Annotated in this window: 23 protein-coding genes, 2 tRNA genes, 2 rRNA genes, 1 riboswitch and 1 other annotated feature; of the genes, 3 read left to right on the forward strand and 24 right to left on the reverse strand. The window is 49.8% G+C overall.

The annotated features are described in order from the left end of the window. Positions 1 to 49 precede the first annotated feature (49 nt). The 15 genes from VN447_RS07265 to ilvD form a co-directional block, all read right to left on the reverse strand. A complete protein-coding gene (locus VN447_RS07265; protein WP_325524309.1) occupies positions 50 to 721 on the reverse strand; it encodes an energy-coupling factor transporter transmembrane component T in 672 nt (223 codons plus the stop codon). Continuing rightward, positions 714 to 1,547 carry an ABC transporter ATP-binding protein gene (locus VN447_RS07270; RefSeq protein WP_325524311.1) on the reverse strand — a complete coding sequence of 278 codons (834 nt, stop codon included), beginning with the start codon at positions 1,545 to 1,547 and terminating at the stop codon, positions 714 to 716. Before VN447_RS07270 ends, VN447_RS07265 begins: the two co-directional genes overlap by 8 nt. Further along, positions 1,540 to 2,409 carry an ABC transporter ATP-binding protein gene (locus VN447_RS07275; protein WP_325524313.1) on the reverse strand — a complete coding sequence of 290 codons (870 nt, stop codon included), beginning with the start codon at positions 2,407 to 2,409 and terminating at the stop codon, positions 1,540 to 1,542. The genes VN447_RS07270 and VN447_RS07275 overlap by 8 nt, the downstream gene beginning before the upstream one ends. Before the next feature lie 3 nt (positions 2,410 to 2,412). Continuing rightward, positions 2,413 to 2,976, reverse strand: coding sequence for a tryptophan transporter (locus VN447_RS07280; RefSeq protein ID WP_325524314.1), 564 nt, complete (start codon positions 2,974 to 2,976; stop codon positions 2,413 to 2,415). A 108-nt stretch (positions 2,977 to 3,084) separates the two neighbouring features. Next, positions 3,085 to 3,346 (reverse strand) — a binding site (T-box leader). Positions 3,347 to 3,424: 78 nt separating this feature from the next. Further along, complete coding sequence (locus VN447_RS07285) at positions 3,425 to 3,898, reverse strand: 8-oxo-dGTP diphosphatase (RefSeq protein ID WP_325524316.1); 474 nt, start codon at positions 3,896 to 3,898, stop codon at positions 3,425 to 3,427. A 12-nt stretch (positions 3,899 to 3,910) separates the two neighbouring features. Beyond that, complete coding sequence (locus tag VN447_RS07290; protein ID WP_325524317.1) at positions 3,911 to 4,795, reverse strand: diacylglycerol/lipid kinase family protein; 885 nt, start codon at positions 4,793 to 4,795, stop codon at positions 3,911 to 3,913. Between the two features lie 23 nt (positions 4,796 to 4,818). Further along, positions 4,819 to 5,571 (reverse strand): MBL fold metallo-hydrolase, encoded by a 753-nt coding sequence (locus tag VN447_RS07295; protein WP_325524318.1) that lies wholly within the window; start codon positions 5,569 to 5,571, stop codon positions 4,819 to 4,821. A gap of 122 nt (positions 5,572 to 5,693) precedes the next feature. After that, positions 5,694 to 5,900 (reverse strand): YhfC family glutamic-type intramembrane protease, encoded by a 207-nt coding sequence (locus VN447_RS07300; RefSeq protein ID WP_325524320.1) that lies wholly within the window; start codon positions 5,898 to 5,900, stop codon positions 5,694 to 5,696. 235 nt (positions 5,901 to 6,135) lie between these two features. Continuing rightward, complete coding sequence (locus VN447_RS07305; RefSeq protein ID WP_325524321.1) at positions 6,136 to 7,395, reverse strand: DUF1343 domain-containing protein; 1,260 nt, start codon at positions 7,393 to 7,395, stop codon at positions 6,136 to 6,138. A gap of 2 nt (positions 7,396 to 7,397) precedes the next feature. Further along, entirely contained in the window at positions 7,398 to 8,909 is a 1,512-nt protein-coding gene (locus tag VN447_RS07310; RefSeq protein WP_325524323.1) for a CAP domain-containing protein, read from the reverse strand. Positions 8,910 to 8,911: 2 nt separating this feature from the next. Further along, positions 8,912 to 12,130, reverse strand: coding sequence for an SMC family ATPase (locus VN447_RS07315; RefSeq protein ID WP_325524324.1), 3,219 nt, complete (start codon positions 12,128 to 12,130; stop codon positions 8,912 to 8,914). Beyond that, positions 12,127 to 13,401 (reverse strand): exonuclease SbcCD subunit D, encoded by a 1,275-nt coding sequence (locus tag VN447_RS07320; protein ID WP_325524326.1) that lies wholly within the window; start codon positions 13,399 to 13,401, stop codon positions 12,127 to 12,129. The genes VN447_RS07315 and VN447_RS07320 overlap by 4 nt, the downstream gene beginning before the upstream one ends. 168 nt (positions 13,402 to 13,569) lie before the next feature. Beyond that, positions 13,570 to 15,108, reverse strand: a complete 1,539-nt coding sequence (locus tag VN447_RS07325) for a gluconokinase (RefSeq protein ID WP_325524327.1) — start codon at positions 15,106 to 15,108, stop codon at positions 13,570 to 13,572. A gap of 29 nt (positions 15,109 to 15,137) precedes the next feature. Beyond that, entirely contained in the window at positions 15,138 to 16,469 is a 1,332-nt protein-coding gene (locus VN447_RS07330; RefSeq protein ID WP_325524329.1) for a GntP family permease, read from the reverse strand. Between the two features lie 13 nt (positions 16,470 to 16,482). Next, positions 16,483 to 18,123 carry a dihydroxy-acid dehydratase gene (gene ilvD, locus VN447_RS07335; protein WP_325524331.1) on the reverse strand — a complete coding sequence of 547 codons (1,641 nt, stop codon included), beginning with the start codon at positions 18,121 to 18,123 and terminating at the stop codon, positions 16,483 to 16,485. Positions 18,124 to 18,297: 174 nt separating this feature from the next. On the opposite strand from ilvD, the gene VN447_RS07340 reads away from it, so the two are divergent. The 3 genes from VN447_RS07340 to VN447_RS07350 all read left to right on the forward strand — a co-directional run bounded on the left by VN447_RS07340 (position 18,298) and on the right by VN447_RS07350 (position 21,127). After that, on the forward strand, positions 18,298 to 19,158 hold the full coding sequence (locus VN447_RS07340; RefSeq protein ID WP_325524332.1) for a MurR/RpiR family transcriptional regulator: 861 nt from the start codon (positions 18,298 to 18,300) through the stop codon (positions 19,156 to 19,158). An 84-nt stretch (positions 19,159 to 19,242) separates the two neighbouring features. Then, entirely contained in the window at positions 19,243 to 19,674 is a 432-nt protein-coding gene (locus VN447_RS07345; RefSeq protein ID WP_325524334.1) for a response regulator, read from the forward strand. Positions 19,675 to 19,678: 4 nt separating this feature from the next. Further along, on the forward strand, positions 19,679 to 21,127 hold the full coding sequence (locus tag VN447_RS07350; RefSeq protein WP_325524335.1) for a bifunctional diguanylate cyclase/phosphohydrolase: 1,449 nt from the start codon (positions 19,679 to 19,681) through the stop codon (positions 21,125 to 21,127). Positions 21,128 to 21,181: 54 nt separating this feature from the next. On the opposite strand, the gene VN447_RS07355 is transcribed toward VN447_RS07350, so the two are convergent. The 9 genes from VN447_RS07355 to VN447_RS07395 all read right to left on the reverse strand — a co-directional run. Beyond that, positions 21,182 to 22,000, reverse strand: coding sequence for a MetQ/NlpA family ABC transporter substrate-binding protein (locus tag VN447_RS07355; protein ID WP_325524337.1), 819 nt, complete (start codon positions 21,998 to 22,000; stop codon positions 21,182 to 21,184). A gap of 22 nt (positions 22,001 to 22,022) precedes the next feature. Then, positions 22,023 to 23,216 carry a pyridoxal phosphate-dependent aminotransferase gene (locus VN447_RS07360; protein ID WP_325524338.1) on the reverse strand — a complete coding sequence of 398 codons (1,194 nt, stop codon included), beginning with the start codon at positions 23,214 to 23,216 and terminating at the stop codon, positions 22,023 to 22,025. A 33-nt stretch (positions 23,217 to 23,249) separates the two neighbouring features. Beyond that, a complete protein-coding gene (locus tag VN447_RS07365) occupies positions 23,250 to 23,903 on the reverse strand; it encodes a methionine ABC transporter permease (RefSeq protein WP_325524339.1) in 654 nt (217 codons plus the stop codon). Continuing rightward, positions 23,872 to 24,927, reverse strand: coding sequence for a methionine ABC transporter ATP-binding protein (locus tag VN447_RS07370; protein ID WP_325524341.1), 1,056 nt, complete (start codon positions 24,925 to 24,927; stop codon positions 23,872 to 23,874). Before VN447_RS07370 ends, VN447_RS07365 begins: the two co-directional genes overlap by 32 nt. Before the next feature lie 83 nt (positions 24,928 to 25,010). Further along, positions 25,011 to 25,118: riboswitch (SAM riboswitch) on the reverse strand. Positions 25,119 to 25,268: 150 nt separating this feature from the next. Further along, positions 25,269 to 26,006, reverse strand: coding sequence for a SagB/ThcOx family dehydrogenase (locus VN447_RS07375; protein ID WP_325524342.1), 738 nt, complete (start codon positions 26,004 to 26,006; stop codon positions 25,269 to 25,271). A 141-nt stretch (positions 26,007 to 26,147) separates the two neighbouring features. After that, positions 26,148 to 26,261, reverse strand: a 5S ribosomal RNA gene (gene rrf / locus VN447_RS07380). Between the two features lie 113 nt (positions 26,262 to 26,374). Further along, positions 26,375 to 26,450, reverse strand: a tRNA-Ala gene (locus VN447_RS07385). 28 nt (positions 26,451 to 26,478) lie between these two features. Continuing rightward, positions 26,479 to 26,555 (reverse strand) — tRNA-Ile (locus VN447_RS07390). 111 nt (positions 26,556 to 26,666) lie between these two features. Then, positions 26,667 to 26,791 (reverse strand): 16S ribosomal RNA (locus VN447_RS07395); the annotation flags it as partial.

The raw sequence follows: 26,791 nt of genomic DNA on the forward strand, positions 1-26,791 counted from the left end.
AAAAAAAATCGCTGCTGCCGCTGCATCTACACAGTGGCAACAACGACATTTATCGCAGAATCGCCAGCCCCACCGTAAGTGCCAGCATCAGGGCCATCGCGGCGTAATCAGGAACACCCAGCGCCACATCGGCAGTAAACTGCCTGCGGCTCCGGCTGCCAAACCCCCTGAGTTCCAAACTCATTGCCATCGTTTCCGAACGTGATACCGCCCGCAGGACAAGCGGCTCTACAATGGCGACATAGTCTCTAAGCCGCTTGAGGGGATTGCCGCGAAAAACATAGCCACGGCAGGCCTGAGCTTCGCGGACAGCCTGACTTTCTTCGAGAAAATCCGGCACAAAGCGCAGCGCCGAGGTAAACATAAACGCATACTCGTAAGGAATCCGGCACTGGCTGACCAGGGCAGCCGTCAAGTCTTGCAGCCGGGTAGTTGCTAATAAGAATACAAAAATCAGCGACATCGCGAACATCTTCAGACCTGACATCAGTGAGAATTCCAGCGTGCTGCCAAACACATACTGAAGGGCGGTTAACATTACGGCAAACACCGCCAAACCAAGAGCCGCCTTAAAATGCTTGCCTGATGGGCGGTAGAGAGCCAATAGCAGCAATTGTCCGCTACACAAGGCGACCTGACCTGCCAGCGTGGGAATAATTAGTGCCCACACCGACACAGCAGCAGTTAAAATAAGTTTCGTAAGCGGCGCCAGTTTAGGCATGGTGTTCCCTCCTCCGTTTTATCGCTAAGCCAAGCAGATTGACTAATTCCTCAGTACTTTGGGCTTTTACTCCGGTAAGCTGTTGGCTGAGAGCCAGCGCCGCCGGTGGCATTAGGCCCCACGCCCCAATATCCTGACTGCCGTCAAACAGTTCATCCGGTGTCCCGTCAAAAACTTTACAGCCTTGTTCGAGCACAACGGCCCGCGCAGCATACCGGGCAATAAGCTCCATATCGTGTGTAACTAAAATGATGGTAATGCCTTGTTTATTTAAATCTGTTAAGAGTTCCATCAGGCTTTGGGCTTCCCATGGATCCTGGCCGCTTGTTGGCTCATCAAGAATAAGTACCTGAGGGCGCATAGCAATGGCTGAGGCAATGGCCACCTTTTGTTTCTGGCCCCGGCTTAGTGTTCGTGGAAAACTGCCGGCTAGATCTGTAAGTCCGGTCATAGTCAGTGCCCAGGTAACAGACTCGTTAAGAGCCGCTGGGGCAAAACCAAGCTGTTCAGGCCCATAGGCCACTTCGCTCAGCACCGTCTCCCGAAAGATCTGCCTATCGGGATTTTGAAACACATAGCCGATACTACGGGCCATGTCGGCAGGAGTCATGCCAACCGTATTCTTTCCCTGAAAGTGAATACTGCCGCCAGCTGGCTTTAACAGTGCCATCGCCAGCCGGGTGAGTGTTGTTTTACCACTGCCATTGCGTCCGGCCAAGGCCACAAACTCGCCAGCTGCCACGGTAAAGTCCACATTATCCAGTGCCCGTTTACCGCTGCTGTAGGTATAAATGATATTGTGTATAGTTAAGAGTTGTTCAGGCACTTTTGGCAACCCCTTTTGTAGTCGTTAAGATACTACGATTGATTTCTTCAGCTGCCTGACTTTCCGACTTCCAAGCGCCAAACTTTAGACCGGTCTCCTGCTCAAGCCTCAGCTTAATCCTCCACAGTGCTGGTACGCCCAGTTTGAGGCCAGTGTCCTGCCACATAAGCTCAAGCGTCTGCTCCAAAGCACCAGTGAATTTAAGGCTTCCGCCCTCCATCACGATAACTTGGCTGGCGTACGGCAGAACCCGTGCCAACTGGTGTTCCACTACAATCACTGTTTTCCCCTGACGGTTAAGGTCGTACAGTAGCTCATAGATGCCAGCTGCGCCTTCAGGGTCAAGGGCGGAAGCTGGTTCATCAAGCACTAGAATATCAGGCGACATCACAAGTACCGAAGCGATAGCGAGCCGTTGCTTTTGGCCGCCTGACAACCCGGCTACCTGACATTCTTCTAATCCGGCAAGCCCCACCTTCGCCAATGTTTGGCTAACCAGCTTGGTAATTTCGCTACGGCTGAGCCGAGAAGTCTCCAGACCAAAAGCCACTTCTTCAGCCACTGTCATGGCCACTAACTGGCTTTCGTAGTCTGCCAGCACTGTACCCACTTGTTCAGCCAGTTCACCCATACTACTCTGAAAGGAGTTGATACCGCCCACTCGTACACTACCGCCCTGCCGTCCACCAAAATAATGGGGTACAACACCGGCAACAGCCAATGCCAAGGTCGTCTTGCCAGCGCCGCTGGGACCGGTAATGACGGTAAACGAGCCTTGAGGAATTGACAAACTAATATTATCAAGCACGATAGCGCTGCCAGGATAGGCGTACGAAAAATTCTCAAATTCGACTGCTGCCATAGTCTACTCCTCCTTGCCGCCAAACATCTTTTTCGCCGGGAAGTACAGCAGTTGAGTAATCGCCATGTTAATGGCTGCAACCGCCATAACAACAGGCAGCATGCCATAAAGATATACTGCCATCGGCAGCGAGAGAGCAAATTTAAGAATGGTAATAAAGGTAAGTCCACTGGCAACAGTACTAATTCCTGCAGTTATCGCCGGGCGCAGATTTATTTTTCCCACAGTCAAGCTCAGTGATGCATGGACAAGCAACGCGCAGACAATAGCACCCACCGGTTCGCTGATGAGGTTGGCGTAAGGCAAGGCTGCCTTAGAGGTTGGAATGGCGATCGCACCTGTTACCAGGCCAATACCAGCCGCCTGTTTTATGCTTACCCGGGTAAGATTTATCGCAATACAGTACATAGCAATCAGCCAGTTGGGGGTAATACCGGCAATCGCCGGGGTAACTAATTTTAAAATAACTCCGATAGCCAGGAGCAGCGCCGTGACTGCCACCCAGCGGAACCGGCCCTCTTGTCCTGTCTTAATTGTAATCATCTCTTGTTGCTGTTTGGTATTCACGTGAACTCCTCCTCTTTTTTGTTATGTACCCTTCACTACGGCCAATCAGAATAGTAGGCCTAAATAAAATAACAAAACCCCGTCCCTTAAAGCATGCCTTCGCATACTTTAAGGGACGGGGTATTATAACCCGCGGTGCCACCCTAGTTGGCCAGATATACTCCGGCCCGGCTTTCTGGGTACAGGACAAAGCGTCCGATACCTGCTTCCTGGTAACGGCGGAAGAACCCCGACAGTGCCTACCCCGCCCTAGCGGCTCAGACTGTATCTCCCAGGCCCATTCGACATGCTGAGCAGCGCCAAACTCCCACTACCGTTGGCTCGCTGTGGCTCTCTGGCCATGTGTACTCTTCCTGGTCATTGACAATAGCAATATGTATTTGTGCAAAGTATAGCAAAAGACAGGTCCCTCTGTCAATCGTATTTTTAAATTTTGTGTTTACAGTTTTTACTTACTACGGATGGTAATATCTTCAACATCCTCATTATTTTCGGCAAAAATAACCTTGCCACTGACTTTTTTTCCTTTGAGCACTGCCGGTAGCCAATAGATGTCATCTGCCCACATATCCTTGTAGGGTATATCGGCTACATCAAACCATACCGGCCTCATCTCAGGAGTTTCCACCGGTTCGCCCTGCCAGGTATGTACTACATACAGCTGTACATCATGGTCAAGCTCCGGATTGGCTGGAAAAACAAACAGTAATTCCCCCATATTCTCAAGATCAGCTTCCCTGGCTGTTATACCGCATTCTTCCGCCAACTCGCGCACAGCAGCCGCAACCGGCGTTTCCCCATCCTCAAATTTTCCACCAAACCCGTTATACTTCCCACGGCCAAACCCCGTCTTTTTTATCCCGAGCAAAATACGCTCTGCCGGGCTGCCTTGAACAGGCAGGCATAATGTCGTTGAACGCATAATAGTCCCCCCTTACGACAACCGGAAAACCTTAAGTTTATTTGTCACAGTTGAAATAGCAAGCGGCAGCATGGGCCCTAACTCCCCATCCAAATCGCTTTCTACCGGTTCATCGCATTCTATATAGATTTCGGATGCCTGCATATGCCGGATATGGCTGCTTGATGTATGCCTTCCGGCAAAAATACTGATGAACAGACCCATAAGTTCCGAGATACTGCACTTATTGACAATCAGCAAATCAAGCTTGCCGTCGTCAATCTTGGCTTCAGGTGCCAGTGTGGGAAAGCTGCCCACCATGCCGCTATTCATTACCAAAAACAGCAGGATATCATCGTTGAGAACCTGGCCGTCTGCCGTGACCTTTACATGCAGCGAACGAAAACTGGGCAATTCTCCCAGGCCTTTAAAATAGTACGCCATCCGGCCCAGCGTGTTTTTAAGCGAAGTATCCACACTATGGGCAACCGAGGTCAACAGGCCGGCGCTGGCCACATTGAGGAAATATTCACCATTAACCCTGCCAACATCAACCGTCCGCCACTGGCCGCCAATCACAGCACTCAGGCACCTTGGCAGGTCTTTGCCAAAATTTAAATGACTGGCGAAATCGTTGCATGTTCCACTGGGGATAATACCAAGCGGCACCTCAACCTCCTCGGTCAGCATGGCGTTAATGACCTCATGCACCGTGCCGTCGCCGCCGGCCACAATAAATCCGTCGGTGGCAAACCCCTTGGTTTGACTGACAAATGGCCGGATATCACCTTTAACCCTGGTGCGAAAAGGTAATACCATGCCGCCGGTGACTTGCAAATAATCAATTACCTCATCCAGTCTGGACTTGAATTTTGCATCGCCAGATACCGGATTATAAATAAGCACATACTTCTTCATATATTACCCCTCCTGGGGCCAAGTTAACAATCCAGCCATTGGCCGTCATCGGGAACTCGCACCCTGTTGTCCAGGCCCTCCTGACATAAAAATTCCTTGAGTTCAGCCCGGGTCAAAAGACAATGATTGATGGCCTCCATATGCATAACTATTATCTTAGCGGCTGGTGCATGCCGGCATACCTGGTATATATCCTGTGTCCCCATCGTTATTGGGTCACCCTGATTAAACCTTGCGGCGCCCCCATTCAGCACGACAACCTCAGGGTTATGTACTGCTAAGGCTTCTGCCACCTCCGGGCACCAGATGGTATCGCCGGCAATATACAGCGTCGGCTCGCCGGCAGCTTTTAGCACATAGCCTGATACCGGGGCCATTTTTCGTGCGATTTCCCCTGTACCATGCTGACCACCTGTACGCGTGATGGTTATCTCCTGCCATGTAATAGAAGGATTTACTGCCTGTACGTCTTCAAAGCCCAGTTGCTTTAGTTTATCCAGATCTTCAGGCTGACAAAACACCGGCAGCGTTTTCGGCAGAAGCTCACCGGCCACACTGTCAAAATGGTCCCGGTGCATATGGGTAACAAGACAGCCGTCAACCCGCATTACCTCACCTGCATTAATTGGCAACTCGACTAAGGGATTGCGCCGCTGATTGGGCGAATTATCAATCGGCGTCATGCCTTCAGCAGGACCTAAAACAGGGTCAACCAACAAGGTCAGACCATGTATATGTAAGTGAAACGTAGCATGCCGTAGGTGCCTGATTTTCATTAATATTTCCCCCTATCGAAACTATTGGCATTTGTTATCCAGATTATACCACATCACTGCATATCATTGCAGCGGTGGGGTAGGCTATTATAATAAAAAATATCGCCACTTCCTGGTTGAGATCACCCATCCAACGACTCAAACATAGCCCGCGACCTCTTGATAAATATGACCGACACTGCTGCCACTCCCAGCAACAGCGCTTCGACGATAAAGATATTAAAATGCAGGGCTTGCCATAAAGCCGCCGGAAAGTCGACAGCCGCATGAGCGGCAATCGCGTAAATCAGCCACACTGTCTGCTTTGTGCTAACACTGTACAGCACCATGATCGATAGTGCAATCTGAAGCAGCAGCGCAGCGATCCGCTCAATCCCGCCGTTCCTGCCGTCTCTGCAAAAAAAAAATCAGCAACGGTGCCCCTAAGGCTAACACTATCTGAACAGCAAGTAAGGTTATCGACATATTGCTAACCATACGTACCCCTCCTTTGTATCCCCGATTATATTGTAACCGGCTATATGGTGAAAGAACCTAATCTACTCCGGATTAGGTTCTTTCCATTTATTGATACAAATAATATTGCTTAGATAGCTCTTTAAACTGCCCGGCAGCGTCATTCCACTGACGTAAGATTTCGGCTAAAGGCGCTCCCCCGCGCACATTACTGTCACCGGTGTAAATGTCAATCGTTGGCGCAGCGTCTGTGGCCGACTGGTTAAAAGAAAACTTTCCTTCGCTCATTTCATTGATTACATACATGAGCGTCAGACCAGTACGCACCGGACGAAAGGCCTGCCTGTCAGTAACATGAATCTGCACCCCGCCGCACAGCCGCCCCTGATATTTGACATCCACCTGGCGAGGCGTAAAATACACCGGACGGAACACCACGCCCGGTAAACCGGTGGCATTCATCTGCCTAGCCAGTTCATCAGCCTGTATCCAGGGTGCGCCGACAAGCTCAAACGGCCGGGTGGTGCCAATACCTTCAGATATGTTAGTACCCCCGAGAATTCCTGTCCCGCTGTACGTTAATGCAGTATCAGGGGTTGGAATATTGGGCGAAGTCATCACCCATGGTAATCCTGTGTCGTCAAAATACATACTGCGCTGCCAGCCTGTCATAGGGACCACAACCAGGTCACAGTTAATATTATATTCCCGGTTCATCAGCCGGGCCAGCTCGCCGATTGTCAGACCGTGCCGGGCCGGAATGGGATACATGCCGATAAACGATTCATAGCCAGGTTGAATAATATTGCCTTCAACCACTTCCCCGCCCACCGGATTAGGCCGGTCAAACACGACAAAGGTCTTGCCGTTTTCTTTGGCACTCTGCATAGCATAGGCCATGGTGTACATGTAGGTATAGAACCGGGCACCGATGTCCTGCATGTCAAATGCCAGAATATCGATGTTGGCCAGCATTTCCGCGGTCGGTTTCTTGGTTTGACCGTACAGACTATAGACAGGGGTGCCGGTACTTTCGTCAATATAGCTGCTTACCGAAGCACCCGCCGGAACATGGCCCCGTATACCGTGCTCAGGTGAGAAAAGCGCAACCAGCTGCGTCTTGGCTTTGAGCACATCAATGGTGCTTTGAAAATCGCTGGTCATCCCGGTCTGGTTGGTAATAAGCCCTACCCGTTTTCCCTGGAATAATGTTAGATGCTTGTCAAGGTTGTCGATACCCAACCGTACTTTAACGGTTGGCGGCAACTCTCCTGCCTGTTTTGGCGGTACCGGAGCAGAGCTGCTATGCGCGGCTGCAGTAATAAGCAGAGTAATGACAAAAATACTAATGATTTGTTTAAATTGCACAACTAGCCTCCCTTCGATGTTGTACTACTATATATCTTTACTTGCTGGCTATGTTCAGCGCCTGTTATTTCTAACTCATAAACTGCAGGCTTATCAAACAGCCTGCTTGATAATTCAAGCGTAAACTTACCGGTCATCGGCTGGTCTAAATTGTAGCGCAGATAACGCCCCCCTTGGTAGGCCTGCCACACCTCGCCACCCTTTGTTACGGTGTATTCCAAATCGGCAATATCCCCATTTTTCACCCTGACAGCAACAAACGCTGCACCACTGTCCATTTGCTCCATGCTGGCTGACAATGCTTCCAGCCGGGGCAGCGAGGCAAAGGTCCACTCACGCGTCAGAGGAGCTGTCCTGCCGTCAGTCATCAGGCGCACGGCCTCAACCCGCACGGTATAGGCCACACCCGGGGTAAGTAACGTTTGCGGAATAATAAACACATGCTTTTTCCAGGAACTCTCTTTGCTGGAATCGACCAGAAAAAAGGGGACAGCCAGACCTCCAGCTGTTGTAAGCTGAGCCGATACAACCTGAAGCTCCCTGGTTGTGCTGTCATGCACACTCAAGCTAATGGGATAGCCGACATACGTATCCTCCTGACCGTAGGCAGCTAAGGGATTAGGGCTTTCAACAGCTTTCCAGCCAATTTTAGCATCTGTTTGGCCTGGATATGGATACAGTACCACTCTGCCATCTGTCAGGCCCTGCGGCGCGCCGTAGTTGATAACAGTGCAGTCAGGCTGCAGGGTAAAGCCCATACCGGCCTCAGTGAAGTTGGGGTCAATATGCGCCAGCCGGTGGTAGGGAGCATCCATCAGGCTGTCAACACCCATACCGCCATAGGGGGCTACAGTAGACAAGCCCTCGCCTACCGGTAAGTAGTACCCGAACAGTTCGGCCCGGTCTTTTACGGTTACGCCGGCAAAGCCGGGATGCGCCTTATCCTGGTAATGGCTAAACACCTTGTTGCCTGCCAGATAATCGGCGTGGGCCTGGGCGCTTTGCGTAAGCTTGGGCTGCTCGGTTATTATCGGCAAACCAAGCGCCACCCGGTAACTATTGAGCACTTTAAGCCCATCGGCGAGCAGACCGGTCTTAGCTACCGCTGTCTTGGGCTGATAGCGTTCACCGTCAACAGTAAAGCTGCTGGTGATTTCGACCGGCTGAAAACCGGCAAGCACGAAGGTCAGCTTAAGGTTATGCCTGCCAGACACAAGTTCAGCTGGTGGCTGACCACTAATCAGGCCAAGCGCCGGATTGTATACAGCAGGCATTGCCTGGCCATCAAGGTAAAGCTGGTAGGACTCCAGCTTTTCTCCACTCAAGGTAAGCTGAAACTGAATCTCAGGTTGTTTAGCCTGAGTAACAGCCCCGTTTTCCGGAGTTACCCGGTAAGTAAAAGAGGCCGCACTGGCTGTACCGGTGCATTCTCTGATAAACAGGCCTGCGCCTAATGCGGTAATCACCAGTATGGCTAAGCAAAGAGTGAGTATCCGAACCGCCTTGACAGACATGACTACGCCTCCTCAACACGCACGCGGCTGCCGCGCCCTGCCGGTTCAGCCGGTTCCACAACCAACCGGTGCTGCATGCGCTGTTTTAATTCAGACACATGGCTGATGATTCCGATGGTCAGACGCTCGATATGCAGCTTTTCCAGTGTGGACATGGCCACATCCAGTGCATGCTGGTCAAGCGAACCAAACCCCTCATCCAAGAAAAAGAATTCGAGCGGGTACTTGCCTTTAAGCTGAATCTGTGCCGACAGCGCCAATGACAGTGCCAGTGCTGTCTGGAAGGTTTCGCCGCCTGACAGCGTACTGACAGGGCGCTTAACGCCGCCGTTAGCATCATCCCGTATCAGAAACCCGCCGTCAGAGTTAAGTTCAAGCGCGTATCTGTGCTGGGTTATCTGCTTTAAGCGATCTGATGCCTGCCGGGCCACCAGTTCCATCTGCTCCTGTGCCAAAAACTCCACAAAGACATTGCCACGCAGCAGTGTTCGCAGCGCCACCAGACAATCTTTCCGCTCTTTAAGCGTAAGCCGCACAGCCTCAAGCTCCGACCAACGCTGGTGCTTCACCGCTAAATCCCGGCATTCCTTATCAGCCTCAACCCTATCCCGGGTAGCCATATTTTTCTCATTTTCCGTTTGTGCCAATAATTGTTTACTTTGTTCCCAGTCAGCTTCGGTCACGTCGCGGCCTTTCAGTGCCTCCAGCAGTTGTTCACACTGGGCGGTCAGCCGCTGCTCTGTTTCAGCATAGGTCTTAAGCAGGCGGCGGCCTTCTTCTTGACGTGCCGCTGGCAGGCGCGCTGCTGCCATAGCGCTAACATCAGTAAAACCTTCCTCGCGTAGCTTGGCATCAAGCCGTACTTGGATGGTCTCCCGGCGCCCAACCGCTTCCAGCCAGCTGGTTTCGGCCCGAGTCCGCGCCTGTTCAGCCACGGCCAATGCCTCTGCCGCCTGCTCATCACGCTCTTTAGCCAGTCCTTCCTCCCGGCGAACAGTCTCAAGCGCCTGCGCTATCCGGGCCAGGAGTTGGCTGGCCGGTATCCCCTGCGTGATCACAACAAGCTCCTGTTGTTTGGCCGTTACATGTTCGTTAGCGGCGCTCACCCTGGCAGTAATCGCTGCCAAACCGGCCTCAGCCTCTTGGACACTCTGTTGCAATGTATTGATTTCAGTCTGGCAGCCATCGTACTCCTGCCGGTGGCTAATCAACTGCTTTGTCAGTGTTTCCACTAACGTATCCTGATTACTAATATATTCGGCTAATTCCCGCACATGCTTAAGGACGGCATCAGCAGTCATTTGACCGGCAACGGTCTCATCTGCCGCCTGAAGCGCCTGAATCAGTTGTTCGCGCACAGCATTGGCCGCATCCCGGGCTTCTACATATTCAGCTCTGACCTTGTCAAGTTCGGTTACGGCTGTCGCTGCCTGCTGACTAAGCGCCGCGGCTAATGCCCCGGCTTCTGCCAGGTTTTGACGCTCGGCTGCTACGGCTTTCCCCGTTTCAGCCAAGGTTTGTGTCAACAGGGCAATCCGCTCTTTAGCAGCGGCAATTTCCTGTTCAAAATGAGCATTACCATCAATATAGTCGTCGTTTGTGCCTGTATTTGCCGGACAAGGGTGATGGCCGGAACCACAGACCGGGCAGGGTTTACCGTCAATCAACTCCCCGGCCAGCCGAACAGCGGCAGCGCGTTTTTCGCCTGCGAGCAGCTGGTCAAGCTGAGCGGCGGCCGCTTGTAGCTGTGCCTCTGCCGCTTTAGCCTCAGCCGCTTCCAAGGTATTTAGCCGCAGCTCAACTTGCCGCCGCTTTTCCTCAGCCTGCTTGGCGGCGGCCTCTGCTGTTTCGCATTGCTGTTTACGCTGAACGCCTGCCTGCTTAATTTTTTCAGCGGCTGCCAGGTTTTGCATGAGAACCTGCGCACCGGTAATGCATTCCTGGACCTTGGTCCGCTGGGCAGCGCTAATACTCGCACCTGCTACCTGCTGTTCAAGCTTTTTTATCCTGTCGACCAAATGTTGGCTGCGCATGGCCTGCTGCGCTAGCGTCTCGCCGGCCATTTTAGCAACAACCTGCTGCTGCTTTTGCTGCGCTGCCAATCCGGCGACGTCTTCAGTCAATTGGGTTACCTGCTCTTCCAGTTGCCTGGCGGCTTCTAGCTTTGTCCGCTGTTCAATTAATTCGGGCTCTCGCTTCAGCCGGGCTTCCCTGGCAGCATTGTAGGCGGCACTTAGCTGCTTACTCACCTCAGCCAGCCGGGCCGCCTGTTCAACCGCCTGCTGCTTAGCCGCAGCCGCCGTCTGCTCGCTAGTTTGACTTGTTAAAAACTCTTCCAAAACGACAGCGGCCCGCTCGGCTTTTTCCGCCAATTCGAGAGCAGCAGCCATCTGACCTATTTCAGGCTCTCGCTGACGGTGGGCAGTAAGCTCAGCCTGCTTCCTGGCCTTTTCACCCTGCAGATTATATACCTCTTTGGCCTCAGCATACCGCTCTTCGGCCAGCTTATATGCCAGCACGGCCTGTTCTTCAGCCTGTTTGGCGGTCGCCAGCACCGTCTGCGCCTGAGTAACAGCAGCCGGAGAAGCATCACCCAGGCCCTTTTGCTCACTTTCCACCTCGATATAGCTTGTTTCGGCCGTCTTAACCCGGTCATTTACCTTATTAATCAGGACATTCCCGTACTGCTCCAGGGAAAACAGGCGCTGCAGCATTTCCCGCCGCTCTTTACCGCCTAAGTTCAGAAACTCGGCAAACTTGCCCTGCGGCAGCACGACCGCTCTGGTAAAGTCTTCTTCCTTAAGCCCTAAGAGTCCGGTTATCTGCTCAGTAACCTCGCGATCTTTATCGGCCAGCACTTCTTCTTGTCCATCCTGTACAGAAATCAGACGGCTATGCGTATTATTGACAGCCAATTGGTCTTTACGGGCATAACGGCGTTCAACCCGGTACACGCGCCGCTCGCGGCCTTGTCCCAGTGAAAAAGTAAAAGACACCTTCACATGTTTCTCAGCATGATTTAAAATTCCCTGAGTGCGTCGTCCGGCTCTGACTACGGTCCCATATAAGGCCAGCGTCATAGCGTCTAGTATGGAGGATTTGCCGCTGCCTGTCGGCCCAAAAATACCAAAAACCCCAAGCTCAGAGAGTTGGTCAAAGGGGATTTCCTGCTCTTCCCGGAAACTGTGCAGCCCAGCGATCTTTAGCGCGATTGGTTTCATAGCGCCGCCTCCTCGTTACTGCCCTGCGGGGAGTCCCCATCTGTTTCCTCCAGAATGCTCTGGCTTAACTCCAGGAACATCTCGACAAGTTTTTCATCAGGCTTAAGGCCGCCGTTCTGCTGTTCATAAAACCGGATAAACAGTTCGTTAAGCGGCATACTGTTAAGCCGGGCCGGTCCTTTTTCCAGGCTGTCTTCAAGCACATGAAACACCGGCCTGATGGTGACAAACCCCTGATGCATGGCACGCAGTTCCTGGATTTCGTCCAAGGCCAATGCCTGTCTGATTTCCAGTTCAACCTCGATCCAGGCATCTTTATCCCGCCCGGCGTCAACCCACTCCCGCACCTGTGCCAATCCGCCTGCCGCCCGCCATCTGACTAGCGGCCTGCCTGATGTCAGAGGTACTTCTCGCACTATTGCTGCCGCTCCCGGCTGGACATCCACAATGGTTACCGATTTGGCATACCCTGTCTCAGAAAAACTGTAGGCCAGCGGCGACCCGGCATAACGGCAGGGCGCCGGTGTCCCGCCTACGTACTGCGGACGGTGCAAGTGGCCGAGCGCAATATACTGGGCATTAGCCGGAAACACCAGCGGGTCTACGGCATAAGCACCACCCACCTGAATCTGGTGCTCTGAATCTGATTCAATGCCGCCGCGAACATACAGGTGGCTTACAGCCAAATTAACAGTATCAGGCCGGTACTTGGCATTAAGTGCACCAAACAGCCCGGTCAGACGGTCATTATAGCCCTGACGCAGGTCGTTATCTTCCAGTGACTGCGCCAGTATCTCCTTAAGTCTCCCCTCCGACGGGTAGGGCAAGGCAGCGATAACTGCCGTGTGGTTAACCCCTGGCACAGCCAGTTCCAACCAGGCTTGTCCACCGTTTACCCGGTACACCTTCCCGGCTCCCGGACTGGTAGGGCCCAGCTCTTCTTTAGGCAAGCCCACCAGCGTAATGCCTAAACGGCCAGCCAGTGGCGACGCGGCGCATAGCCTGTCCGGATTATCATGATTGCCAGCCACAATAACTACGCCACGCCTGCCATGGTCAGCCAGCCTGTCAACAGCATAGTAAAACAGTTCCTCAGCCGCCGCACTGGGGTTAGGACTCTGAAATACATCCCCGGCTACCAGTACCAAATCAATACGCTCATCTGCGCAAATCCCCGACAATTCTTCAACAAAGGCCACCTGCTCGGTATGTCTGTCCCGGCCTTCAATGGTTTTACCAAAATGCCAGTCGGCTGTATGTAAAATTCGCATGTATTTATTGCTCCTTTATTGACCTTGCAGCGCTACTAACACGTTTACGCATCGAGAGATTTTCGCGTTTTCTACCGTAAACTCCTGCAATACTGATGAGAGGGAATCCTATACAAAAGAGAAAATGCCAAAGCAGCTTCTCACTGCTTTGGCATTTTCTTGTAGTATCTACTTCCACCGCCGCTGAATTTCAGCAATAGCTTCAAATTCGTTTTGCAAATTCCAGTAAATACGCTCATAGATGGCGTATAGCTCCTGGTAGCGGGCGTGGTTTTCCATATTGGGCTGGTAGCGCTCTTTGATATTGATAAAGTTATTTACTTCCTTGATATCGCCAATTATCCCTAATGCATACATACCAAGAATAGCGGCGCCAAAAGCCGACCCTTCCGGCTCACCGGGAACAGTAATTACCCGGCCAAAGACATCGGCCATAATCTGCACCCATAAGGATGAGCGGGTAAAGCTGCCACTGGCGCGAATCTCGGTAACATTGCCTGACACTTCTTCCAGCGACTTAAAGATACTAAACATCCGGTAGACAATGCCTTCCAGCGTAGCCCTGACCAGATGGCGTTTACCATGATTGAGATTAAGCCCGAATAATACGCCGCGGGCGTTGGCGTTATAATAGGGCGCACGTTCACCTGAGAAGAACGGCAACATAACCAACCCATCTGAACCTGCCGGTTTTTGCTCAGCATAGCGGCTCAGTATCTCATAGGTGTCAAGCCCCAATTTCTCGGCTACACGCTGTTCGCTGCCAGCAAATTTGTCCCGTGCCCACCGGAAGGCAATCCCGCCGTTAGAGAGAGCTCCACCAAGCACCCATTTGTCCTCAGTCAGGTTGTAGCACCAAGTACGACGTTTATCGTCAGACTGCGGTTTGTCAGTAACGACGCGAACAGCACCACTGGTACCAATCATGGCAGTCACTTGACCCGGATTGACCGTTCCTGAACCTAATGTAGACAATACGCCGTCACTGGCTCCTAATATCAGGGGTATATCTTTATCAACCCCTAGGGCCTCAGCCTGTTCCGGCTTCATGCCACGCTCAATGTGGGTGGTAGGCTTGACTTCCGGCAAGAGGTCTGATGATATTCCCAAAATAGCCAGCAGCTCAGCATCCCACTCTTGTTTATGAATATTGTAAATAGCTGTAGCAGACGCTAGCGACTTATCCATAACATATCTGCCGGTTAAGCGGTACAATACATATTCTTTAATACCAATAAGCTTGCTGGTACGAGCAAAAATCTCCGGCTGCTCATGCTTAAACCACAGCACTTTTGACAACGGATACATCGGGTGCATGGGGCAGCCTGTTTTTTGATAGATCTCATTAGCGTCATACTCGGCCTTAAGTTTTTCGGTATACTGCTGGCTGCGGGAATCAGCCCAGATAAGCATCCGATAAAGCGGCATCCCGCCAGCATCGACAGGAATAAGACTATGCATCACCGCACTAAAGCATACCCCGGCAATAGCCTGACCAGCAGTACGTGCCTCCTCGGTGGCACGTTTGGTTACTTTGACAACAGCCTGAAAGATTTCTTCCGGATCTTGCTCCGCCCAAGCTGCCTGTGGCGTATAGAGCGGGTATTCAAGCGAGTGGTTGGCTACTACCATGCCATCTTGACGGTAAATAACCGCCCGGCAGCCGGTAGTGCCAATATCCACGCCAATAATGGCTTGTGAGTTCATGATGGTATTGACCTCCTGCTCCTAGCTTATCAGATAACCGTGCTGAGCATCAGAATAAAGACTAACGCTGCTACCGCAATAATTGTTTCGAGTACGGTCCAGGTTTGTAAGGTTTCCTGCACCGTCATGCCGAAATACTCTTTGATTAACCAGAAGCCTGAGTCATTAACATGGGAAAGAATAAGCGAACCGGCACCGGTAGCCAACACCATCAGCTCAGGGCTGGCGCTGCCAGGCGAAGCCGCCAGAATTGGAGCAACAATACCCGCAGCAGTAAGCATCGACACAGTGGCCGAGCCTGTAGCAACCCGGATAAGCGCGGCAACCAACCAGCCAAGAATAATTGGGTTAACATGAGCCGAAGTAGCTATCTTAGCGATTTCAGTACCTACCCCACTGTCTAACAGTACTTTATTGAAAGCGCCACCGCCGCCGATTACCATAAGAATAGTTGCCACAGAAGGCAGTGACTGGTCACAGTATTGGCTGATTTTCTCCATGCTCATACCGCGCCATAAGCCGAAAGTAAACATTGCAAGGATCAGCGAGATAAGCAGAGATGTAATCGGGTTACCAATAAAATTTAAGACTAGGCGTGCCGTAGTGTCTTTAGCCAAATTGATATCAGCGAAAGTAGAGAGCATCATTAAGAATACCGGGAAAAGAATAGTAATTAAGGTAATCCCGAAACCCGGAAGTTCAGCATCAGTACGGCCAACCTTAATGGAGCTTACCAGGTTTTCGGGCGGAGCTTTATAAATACGCTTGCTAATAAAGTTAGCAAAGATCGGGCCAGCCAGCGCCGCTGTCGGCAGACCTACGATAAGGCTGTACAAAATGGTTTTACCTACATCGGCTTTAAAGATACCTACTGCTGCCATAGCTGCCGGATGCGGTGGCACCAAGCCATGTACTACCGACAGGCCGGCGACAAGCGGAAGACCAATCTTAGTCAGCGAAATACCGGTTTCTTTGGCAATAGTAAATACCAGCGGGATTAAGAGAACAAAACCGACTTGGAAGAATACCGGAATGCCGACAATAAACGCCACACACACCATGGCCCAATGGACATTTTTCTCGCCAAAAGCCTTGATGAGTGTCCGGGCAATGCGTTCAGCGCCGCCTGATTCTTCCATAAGCTTGCCCAACATTGTGCCAAGACCAAGCACGATGGCAATAAAGCCCAGGGTGTTACCCAGACCGGCCTGGATAGAACCGACAATCTTATCCAGAGGCATACCGGCGCTAAGACCTACGAAAAAGGAAACCAGCATCAGCGAAATAAACGGGTTAACCTTGAACTTCGTAATCAGGAGTAACAAAAGTAGGATTGCTATAACTACGATACCAAGTAACATGTTTTTCCCCTCCTTAAAATTTGCGGCGTACTGCGCCCTTAGCTGACGACATAACCGATTTGCCGTACAGTCTGAGGAAACTGCTTTCCTCTTCCGGCTTTACTACAGGCTTGTACTCAGCGATGCGACGGGCTAGATCTTCGGCTTCAATATGCCAGTGGATACGGCGCTCTGCAATATTAATCTCGATGATATCGCCGTCCTTGACTAGAGAAATAGGCCCGCCTTCAGCTGCTTCCGGCGAAAGATACCCGATAGCCAAGCCGCCTGAAGCACCTGAATAGCGTCCATCCGTAATAATAGCTACCCGTCCAATTCTGCCAATAACTTCAGTTGCCCGGTGCATTTCCCGCATCCCCGGCCCGCCGATAGGACCTTCATTTCTGATGATGATAACATCACCCGCAGATATCTTGCCCTCATCCACAGCTGTCATGCAGTCTTCCTCCGACTCAAACACTTTGGCAGAACCACTGAACTCCCACATATCGTCGGCCACGGCCGAACTCTTGACCACCGCGCCTTCGGGCGCTAAGTTGCCTCGCAGTACGGCGATACCACCTTCGGCTGAAAACGGTTGAGAAAAGGGCTTAATAATTTCACCGTCAGCCTCCGGCGCATTAGCCAGGTTTTCTGCCAGAGTTCGGCCATTAACGGCCAGCGCTGTAGTATCTAAAACCGGCACAAGCTGTTTCATTATTGCCGGTATGCCGCCCACAGGTTCCAGATCAGCAACAGTGTATTCCTGACTATTGGGAACAATACGGCTGATAAGCGGTGTTTTACGGCTTATCTGGTCAAAGTCATCATAGGTAACAGCAAACCCTGCCTCATGAGCAATAGCAGGCAGATGCAGCACTGTATTCAGCGAACCGCCCATAGCTAACAACACTGCGATTGTGTTGTCAAAGGCGGCTTTAGTCATAATATCGCGCGGCTTTATGTCTTTATCGACAAGCTGCATAACCGCCCGGCCAGTTTCACGGGCAATATCTTTGCGCCGCTGACTAAGAGCATGTACAGCAGATGATCCTGGCAATGCCATCCCCAGCGTTTCAGTGACAATACACATAGTATTCGCCGTTCCCAGAAAAGGGCATACCCCGGCGGTGGGATAGTACTCAACAGTGGCGTTAAATAACTGCTCTTCACCAATCTCGCCTTTCAGAAACCGCTGTCTGGCCTGTTTGGACTGGTGAGGCTTAATTCTATTGACCATTGGGCCGCCAGTCACTATTGCTGCCGGAAGATTAATTCTGGCAGCCGCCATGAGCATTGCCGGCACAATTTTGTCACAAGACCCCAACAGTACCATACCGTCAAAGATGCCATGGCCGCGTACCATGACTTCCACCGAGTCAGCAATTAATTCCCGGCTTGGCAAAACATACTTCATGCCGCTGTGGCCTTGAGCAATGCCGTCACAAATCGCAATTGTGTTAAACTCGAGCGGATAGCCTCCTGCCTCAATAATCCCTTGTTTTACCTCGTCAGCCAACTCTCGTAAGTGACAATGACCAGGCACAATTTCATTCCAGGAATTAACTACGGCAATAATTGGCTTACTTAAACTGTTGTATGCAGCGCCGCACGAACCTAGATGCCCTTTGGCAATAGCGCGCTGGTAGGGCGGCATTTTATCGATTGAATTCACGATATATCGCACTTCCTTTCTTAGAAAATTTTTACCGATTTGCAATTTATTTTTGAAAATTATTTTCAATTCAAATTATATACCTAAATAAAATTATTTTCAATATAAATTATGTTGAGAAAATTATTTCCATTGGTGTACAATTTATATATGTTTTAGTAATAGGAGGTCACTATGGATAACACTACGGCGATAGGTTCCTGCCTTGCTCGTATCCGGAGTATTTTAAACGAGTTAACCAAGGCTGAACAAAAAGCGGCTAATTATATACTAAGTAATTCTACCGAGGTAATTCACATGACAATAACCGAACTGGCAGAAGCTGCACACAGTGCCGAAGCGACTATTTTCCGGTTGTGTAAAAAGCTTGGCTATTCTGGTTACCAGGATCTTAAAATTGCATTAGCCGGTGACATATATACGCCACTTGAGTCGGTGCATAAAGAGGTTGATCCTAATGATACGCCAACAGTCATTGCAGGAAAAATTTTTAATGGCATAACCGAAGGACTCCAAGATACACTTCAAATTATGAATGGGCCTGCTTTAGAGCAGGCAATTTCAACCATAGCAGCGGCTCAACGTATTGACGCTTATGGCTCTGGCGGCTCAGCTATCATTGCCGCTGATATTGAACACCGCTTTATGCGATTTGGTATTCCTGTCAGAGCTTACGCCGATCCGCATATGCAAATGACCTCAGCTGCGCTCCTTAAGCCTAGTGATGTAGTCATCGCAATCTCTCACTCTGGAGCTAACCGCGATATCCTTGATGCTGTCCAAATGGCCAAAGCCAGCCAAGCAACTGTTATTTCAATAACCAGTTACATGCGATCCCCGCTTAGTAAAGTTGCCGATATTGCCCTTTACGGCATGGCTCGGGAAGTTAACTATCGATCAGAAGCCATGGCTTCGCGACTGATCCACTTAGCCCTTGTTGATGTGTTGTATGTTGGTGCACTGCTTAAGCAGCAGGATACGTTTATTGCCAATATGCAGAAAGTCCGTCAAGCTATTGCCAAGCGCCGCATTTAATTAGACCGTCCCCTGGCAGGAATTTCTCTTGTATTTGTTGAACTATTTTCAAAAAAGAGAATATTCCTCTAAAAGGAGTACGACATGAGCAATCGAATCATTTTACTGGTTGAGGATAACCCTGACGATGAGGCACTCACACTACGCGCCCTCAAAAAAAACAACATTATGAATCAGGTCGTTATCGCTCATGACGGTGCAGAAGCACTCGACTATTTGCTCGGTCCCAACTCGGATACCAATCCTGTGCCACAGGTAATTCTTCTTGACCTTAAACTTCCTAAAATTGACGGATTAGAGGTCCTTAGACGGTTACGCGCCGATGAGCGTACCAGATTATTGCCTGTCATTATCCTCACTTCTTCGCGCGAAGAGCAGGATTTACTCAATAGCTATCATTTAGGGGCAAACAGCTATATTCGCAAACCGGTTGACTTTAACCAGTTTATCGCGGCCGTGCAGCAGTTAGGCCTATACTGGCTGGTATTGAATGAATTCCCGCCAACAAGGAGGTGAATGGATGCCTGCATTCTTGAATGTCTTGATTGTCGAGGATTCAGAAGATGACGTCCTGTTCATAAAAAGAGCTCTCCGCCAAAGTGGCTATATTCCCCAACTCCGTCAAGTTGACCGGTCTGACGCCATGCTTGCTGCTTTATCTGAGCAGCAATGGGATGTCATTATCTCAGATTATTCGCTGCCAAACTTTAGCGGCTTAGCTGCCCTTGAACTCATAAAAAAGAGTGGCCTTGACATTCCCTTCATCATTGTCTCAGGAGCGATTGGTGAGGACGTGGCGGTAGCTGCCATGAAGGCTGGCGCTCATGACTATATTCTTAAAGGCAACCTAACCCGTTTGGCACCGGCCATAAGACGGGAAATTCAAGAAGCCGAAGTGCGGCGGGATCGGAAGAAACTTGAGGAACGGCTTACCTATTTAAGTGTGCATGACCCGCTTACAGGGCTTTACAACCGGACATATTTTTCAACCGAGCTTGAACGGCTTGCTGACCCGTATTTTGTACCGGTAGGTGTGATTGTAGGCGATTTGGATGGTCTCAAGCTGGTAAATGACACCTGGGGACATCAAAGCGGCGACCGCTTACTCAAAGCTGCCGCCGATATTCTCAGTAAATGCTGCCCCCCTAACACGACTGTAACGCGGATTGGCGGCGATGAGTTTGTTTTGTTGCTGCCTAACACTACCCGCCAAGTGCTTGAACTGCTGTGCCAGCGTATTACTAAATCAGTGGATGCCTATAATGAGCTCACTCCACTGGCAGAAGGGATTGTCCTCAGCATTTCACTTGGCTATGCCCTGGCCGAGACCCTTCCAGCCAATCTGCAGGAGGTCTTTAAGGCAGCCGACAATAATATGTACCGAGAAAAACTGCACCGGAGCCAAAGCAATAGGAGCGCCATTGTTCAGACCGCAATGAAGCTCTTAGAAGCCCGGGATTTTATCACTGAGGGTCATGGTGACCGCCTTCAGCGGTTAGTTGCCTGTATGGGAGCAGCTCTCGCCCTGCCGGAAAATAGGATCTCTGACTTAAAACTTCTCGCTCAATTTCACGATATCGGTAAGGTAGGTATTCCTGACCATATCCTGTTTAAACATGACAAACTCACAGTAGCAGAGTTTAACCAAATGAAGCGTCACTCTGAGATTGGTTTTCGCATTGCCCAGGCATCGCCCGACTTAAGCCTAATCGCCGATTATATTCTCAAACATCATGAATGGTGGAACGGTTCCGGATATCCTATGGGTTTGACTGCTGAAAACATTCCCTTAGAATGCCGTATATTAGCAATCGCTGACGCCTATGACGCTATGACTAATGACCGGCCTTATCGCAAGGCCCTGAATCAAACCCAGGCGACAACCGAACTTAGACATTTCTCCGGCATTCAGTTTGACCCAGGGTTAGTTGAGATATTTATTAAAATCGTCGAAAAATCATATGAATAAGAAAAACCACGGCTTTATTAACCGTGGTTTTCTCATTTGTGCACTATATTTCTATTACCAGACAGCGATTACCGAGCCTTTGAAATGCTCATTTACAAATTTCTTTACCTCTTCGGAATGATACGCTTTTATAAGCTTAGCCACTGCCGGATTCTCTTTGTCTTTTGACTTTACAGCAATAATATTCGCATAAGGCGAATTACCGTCTTCAATCGCCAGCGCATCCTTGTTGGGAACCAGTCCGGCGGTCATAGCATAGTTGGTGTTAATAGCGGCCAAATCAACATCTTCCAGCGAACGCGGCACCTGTGCAGCGTCAAGTTCTTTGATTTTAAAGTTTTTGGGGTTTTCGGCAATATCGGCAGCCGCTGCTTTAAGGCCAACTCCAGGCTTAAGCTTAATTAATCCCTGCTTTTCTAGCAGCAACAGCGCACGACCGCCATTTGTCGGGTCATTGGGAACAGCAATCGTCGCGCCAGGCTTAAGCTCGTTTAGCGATTTAATCTTCTTGGAATATATGCCCATGGGGTAAATAACAGTCTTGGCAACTGACACTATGTCATATTTGCGGTCTTGCACCATATTGTCCAAATACGGCTGATGCTGAAAGCTGTTAACATCAATATCACCCTGGCTTAAGGCTACGTTAGGCTGGACATAATCGTTAAATTCAACGACTTGGATTTTGAGGCCGTCCTTTTCGGCTACTTTTTTGACAACATCCATAATTTCGGCATGAGGACCGGCCGTTACACCCACTTTAAGTGTTTTGTCTGCTGCCGGAGCAGCAGTTTGACTGCCGCAGCCAGTAAGCCCGGCAAGGGCTAGCGTTAGTATAGTTGCTAGTGCGAATATCTTTACATATTTATTCATTTTCTTCTCTCCCTAATTATAGTTACTTTAAGGTAAGTTTTGCCAAGCGGTCGGCAGCAGCCTTTAAGGTTTCAAACTTTTTGCAGAAGCAGAACCTGATCAGTGTTTTGCCGGCGGTGCTTTCCGGACGGAAGAAGCTTGAACCAGGCACAACAGCTACGCCAATTTCGCTTGTCAGGTATTTAGCAAAGGCCACATCGTCATCCCAGCCAAACGGCGTAATATCTGCCATGATATAATAGGCACCTTGCGGTCTCACGCATTTAAAGCCAACTTTTTCTAAGGCATTAAGTAAATAGTCACGGCGCTCGCTATAAAAACCGGCCAGTTCTGCATAGTACTCAGGGCCAAAGGTGAAGGCTTCCGCAGAGGCTACCTGCAGTGGTGCAGCGGCTCCTACTGTAAGAAAATCGTGCACTTTGCGGACAGAAGCAGTAATTTCCGGTGAGGCTTGGACATATCCGATACGCCAGCCAGTAACACTGAAGGTTTTGGAAACACTGTTTACGGCAATTGTCCTGTCCGCCATGCCTGGCAATGTCCATAGCGGAATATGCTCAGTGTTGTCATATAAAATATGCTCATAGATCTCATCATTGATTGCCAATACATCATGCTTAATGCACAATTGCGCAATTAGCTCCAGTTCCTCGCGATTGAAGACCTTGCCTGTAGGGTTATTGGGTGTATTAATGATAATGGCTTTGGTTTTGTCGGAAAATGCGGCAATTAACTCTTCACGGTTAAAATTAAATTCAGGCGGGGTTAGGCTAACATACTTTGGTACAGCACCGCACAAGATTACATCCGCGCCATAGTTTTCATAAAACGGCTCAAAAATAATGACTTCATCACCGGGATTAACGGTAGCCAGGAGGGTGGCAATCATACCCTCAGTGGCGCCACAGCAAACGGTGAGCTGGCGTTCAGGGTCAATAACAACACCATAGTCTCGTTCAACTTTCGCGGCAATGGCATCACGCAAGCCTTTCGTACCCCAGGTTATGGCGTACTGGTTATGGTCTTCTGTCACAGCCTTGATAGCGGCCTGTTTTATCGCTTCAGGGGCCGGGAAATCCGGGAAGCCCTGAGCCAGGTTTATGGCGTTGTGAGCGGCGGCAATCCGGCTCATCTCCCTGATGACTGATTCGGTAAATTGCCTGGCTTTAGCGGAGGCGTAGCCACCTTCACGAATATTTCGAATGATATTTTCCATGCTTACGTATACCCCCTGTGTTATCTTCCTTGTTTAGCGTTTGTTAAGTTTCTGTGCGAAATAATCACCGCTGGACTGCACCATCTGTACCAGTGCAATGAGAATGACGACAGTCGCCAGCATGACATCTGCCCTAAACCGTTGGTAACCATAACGAATGGCCAAGTCTCCCAAACCGCCGCCGCCAATGGCGCCTGCCATGGCAGAGTAACCGATTAAACTGATTACCATCAGTGTCAACCCCATAAGAATAGAAGGCATGGCTTCAGGAATAAGCACTTTTAAGATAATTTGACGGGGTGACGCCCCCATTGATTGTGCTGCTTCAACAAGCCCTGCATCCACTTCCTTGAGGGCCGACTCGACAACGCGGCCGACAAACGGAATGGCTGCTATAGTCAGCGGCACAATAGCCGCATTGGTACCAATTGAGGTGCCCGCAATAATCCGGGTAAACGGAATAATAGCCACCATTAATATGATGAACGGTGTTGACCTGGCAGCATTAACTACAGCTCCTAGTGTCTGATTAAATACCAGGTTTTCTTTAATATGGCCCTTGCCGGTGATAACCAGAATAACCCCTAACGGGATTCCGAGTAGTGCTGAGACCAGTGAAGAAACCGCTACCATGTAGATTGTCTCACCTAACGCCTCAACCAGCAGCATAAGCATGTCTTGCGACATAACCAATCACCTCTGTTTCTAAATCTCTAGCCTGTAAATATTTTAACGCGCTTTGAATATCATCCGGTTTACCGGATAGCTCGATTACCAGCGTACCATAAGGGGTATCCTGCAAATGGTCAATATTACCTGAGATGATATTGACATCAACGGCAAACCGTCTGATAAGACCGGCAATGACCGGCTCATTGGTCGCTGCCCCGAAGAAAGATAATCTTACGACCAGATTTCCTCCGGCTACCGGCTTGTTTGATACGACCGCTGCCAGTGCTTCCGGCAGTTTATTGTTGACCACTGCTTTAATAAATTCACGGGCAGTCTCGGACTGGGGCTTGGTAAACACATCAAATACCTTACCAGTCTCTACAAGGCGACCGGCTTCGATAACAGCTACTTGATCGCATATTGCTTTAATAACATGCATCTCATGGGTGATTAAAACAATGGTCAAGCCTAGTTTCTTATTTATGTCTTTCAGCAAAGCCAAAATTGACTCTGTCGTTTGCGGGTCAAGCGCAGAGGTTGCTTCATCACATAAAAGCACTTTAGGCTGACTGGCTAATGCTCTGGCAATACCTACCCGCTGCTTTTGTCCGCCACTGAGCTGGGCCGGGTATACGTCTTTTTTATCAGACAAACCAACCAAATCGAGTAGTGGCAGTACTTTTTTCTCCCGTTCTCCACGGCTGACACCAGCAATCTCGAGCGGAAAAGCCACATTGTCGAGGACAGTCCTGGAGGACAGCAGGTTAAAGTGCTGAAAAATCATGCCAATACTTTTGCGGGCCTCCCGTAATTGACTTTCCGACAAAGCTGTCATATCCTGTCCATCAACAACTACCTTGCCAGCTGTAGGACGTTCCAGCAGGTTAATGCAGCGGATAAGCGTACTTTTGCCAGCACCGCTTTTACCAATAATGCCATAGATCTCTCCCTGCTTTATGTCAAAAGATACATTATCAAGTGCGGTTACCGCACCTGACTCACCCTGGTACACCTTCTCCAATCCAGTTAACGTAATCATGTTTGTCCTTCTGCCTCCTTCATTTCATCGTAAATAGAAAAGCCTCTTCGCAGGCGAAGAGGCATAATTACTAACTATGCAATTCTTCATCTGCCAGACCCTTACGGGTTTGCAGGAATTGGCACCGTTCGCGTGTGCGATGGTTGCCGCGGCTTCATAGGGCCAGTCCCTCAGCCAACTCTTGATGAAAAATACTGTATTTAATTCATGAGTAATATTAACACGGGTAAATATTACTGTCAAGAACTTTTATTTGTCAGATGACATGCCACTTTACAATCTCAGTCTTCTACCTGTGCCCTTTAGGGTATAAGTGGGAGTTAGGAGCGGCTAAGCCATCTTTATGTTCTTTTGCCGACAGTGGCTACATAAATAGCAAACTGATTTTCACCATCAATATCAAGCGCTGCATTGAGTTTATCATCATCAAAAGCGGCAATTGCGCACACACCACAATCAACTGCTTCTGCCGCCAAGTAAAGGTTTTGACAGACATGTCCGGCATCTAGGTGCAGATAACGATAGCCACGCTGTCCATAGCGATATGTCATGCGATAAGTGACTGCCGTCCAAATAAACGTTACAGCGCTTGTCTTAACAAACTTCTGCCTAAGACAAGCCTCAGTAATTATATTACTGATATTGCCTGATACCTCAATCTTCACCAGCTGGTGATCAACAGCTAAAAATTTGTATAGACCTGGTTCCAAGCCTTCAACCTGATTCACTAATATATATGTCTCAAAAGCATGCCTCGCCCCGGCTGAGGGCACTGTTCTGAATGTGACCAGATGCGGCTCAATCGACTTGACACCTTGCGTACACCATAACAAATAAGAAAGCTCTGTTAATGACATTGGCTTGTCTGCATAGGTTCGCACACTAACCCGCTGCGCTATAGCCTGAGTAAGCGAAATATCAGTCTTAACCTTGCCGAGGTCAGGTAAATCAATAACAGCTCCAGCAACGGCTATTTCCAGCTCCACCGGTGGATGCGGCAAGCCCCGAGCCTGGTCAGATGGCGATGAATACTTGTATTTAGTTTTCTCCATAAACTCTTTGCCAACTTCCATTGTCATTAGTTTTAGCCTCCTTCAGTTTACAAGATTGTGTTACTTTTTTGGGTTTTATATCAATATTTTCTAAGTATTACTATCATAAGTATAATATAAAAACGAATGTAACACAAAAAAGCACCCACTATTCGTGAGTGCTTTAATAACCAGCAACTTCCTAATCTCCCAGGCCGTTTCCAGCCAAGTACCTTCGGCGTTTGTGGGCTTAATTACTGTGTTCGGTATGCGGAACAGGTCAAACGTCTTACCGCCACTTGATATCTAGTATCTCGTGGTTTCGACGAAGGCTCTAGCTACGACACAGAACATGCAGTGTAAGATTCAAAGGTACGTTAGTACCTTCCTTCCCACAGCTATCGTCACTGGATATATGGTGGAGACGAGCGGGATCGAACCGCTGACCCCCTGCTTGCAAGGCAGGTGCTCTCCCAGCTGAGCTACGCCCCCATATAAGGTTAACTATATTAAGATGAGATGGTGGGCCTAAGTGGACTTGAACCACTGACCTCACGCTTATCAGGCGTGCGCTCTAACCAGCTGAGCTATAGGCCCATTGAGGAATATTTGCATTCCCTCAAAACTAAACAATGTAAGTGATAATGTATCTGCCAAATGTACCGACCTGGAATACCGGGATGTATTTCAATCCCGAGTTCTCCCTAGAAAGGAGGTGATCCAGCCGCACCTTCCGATACGGCTACCTTGTTACGACTTCACCCCAATCATCGGCCCCACCTTAGACGGCTAGTTCCATTGCTGGTTACCCCACCGGCTTCGGGTGTGACTGA

This window comes from Sporomusa sp., from assembly GCF_035561155.1.
Classification (GTDB): domain Bacteria; phylum Bacillota; class Negativicutes; order Sporomusales; family Sporomusaceae; genus Sporomusa.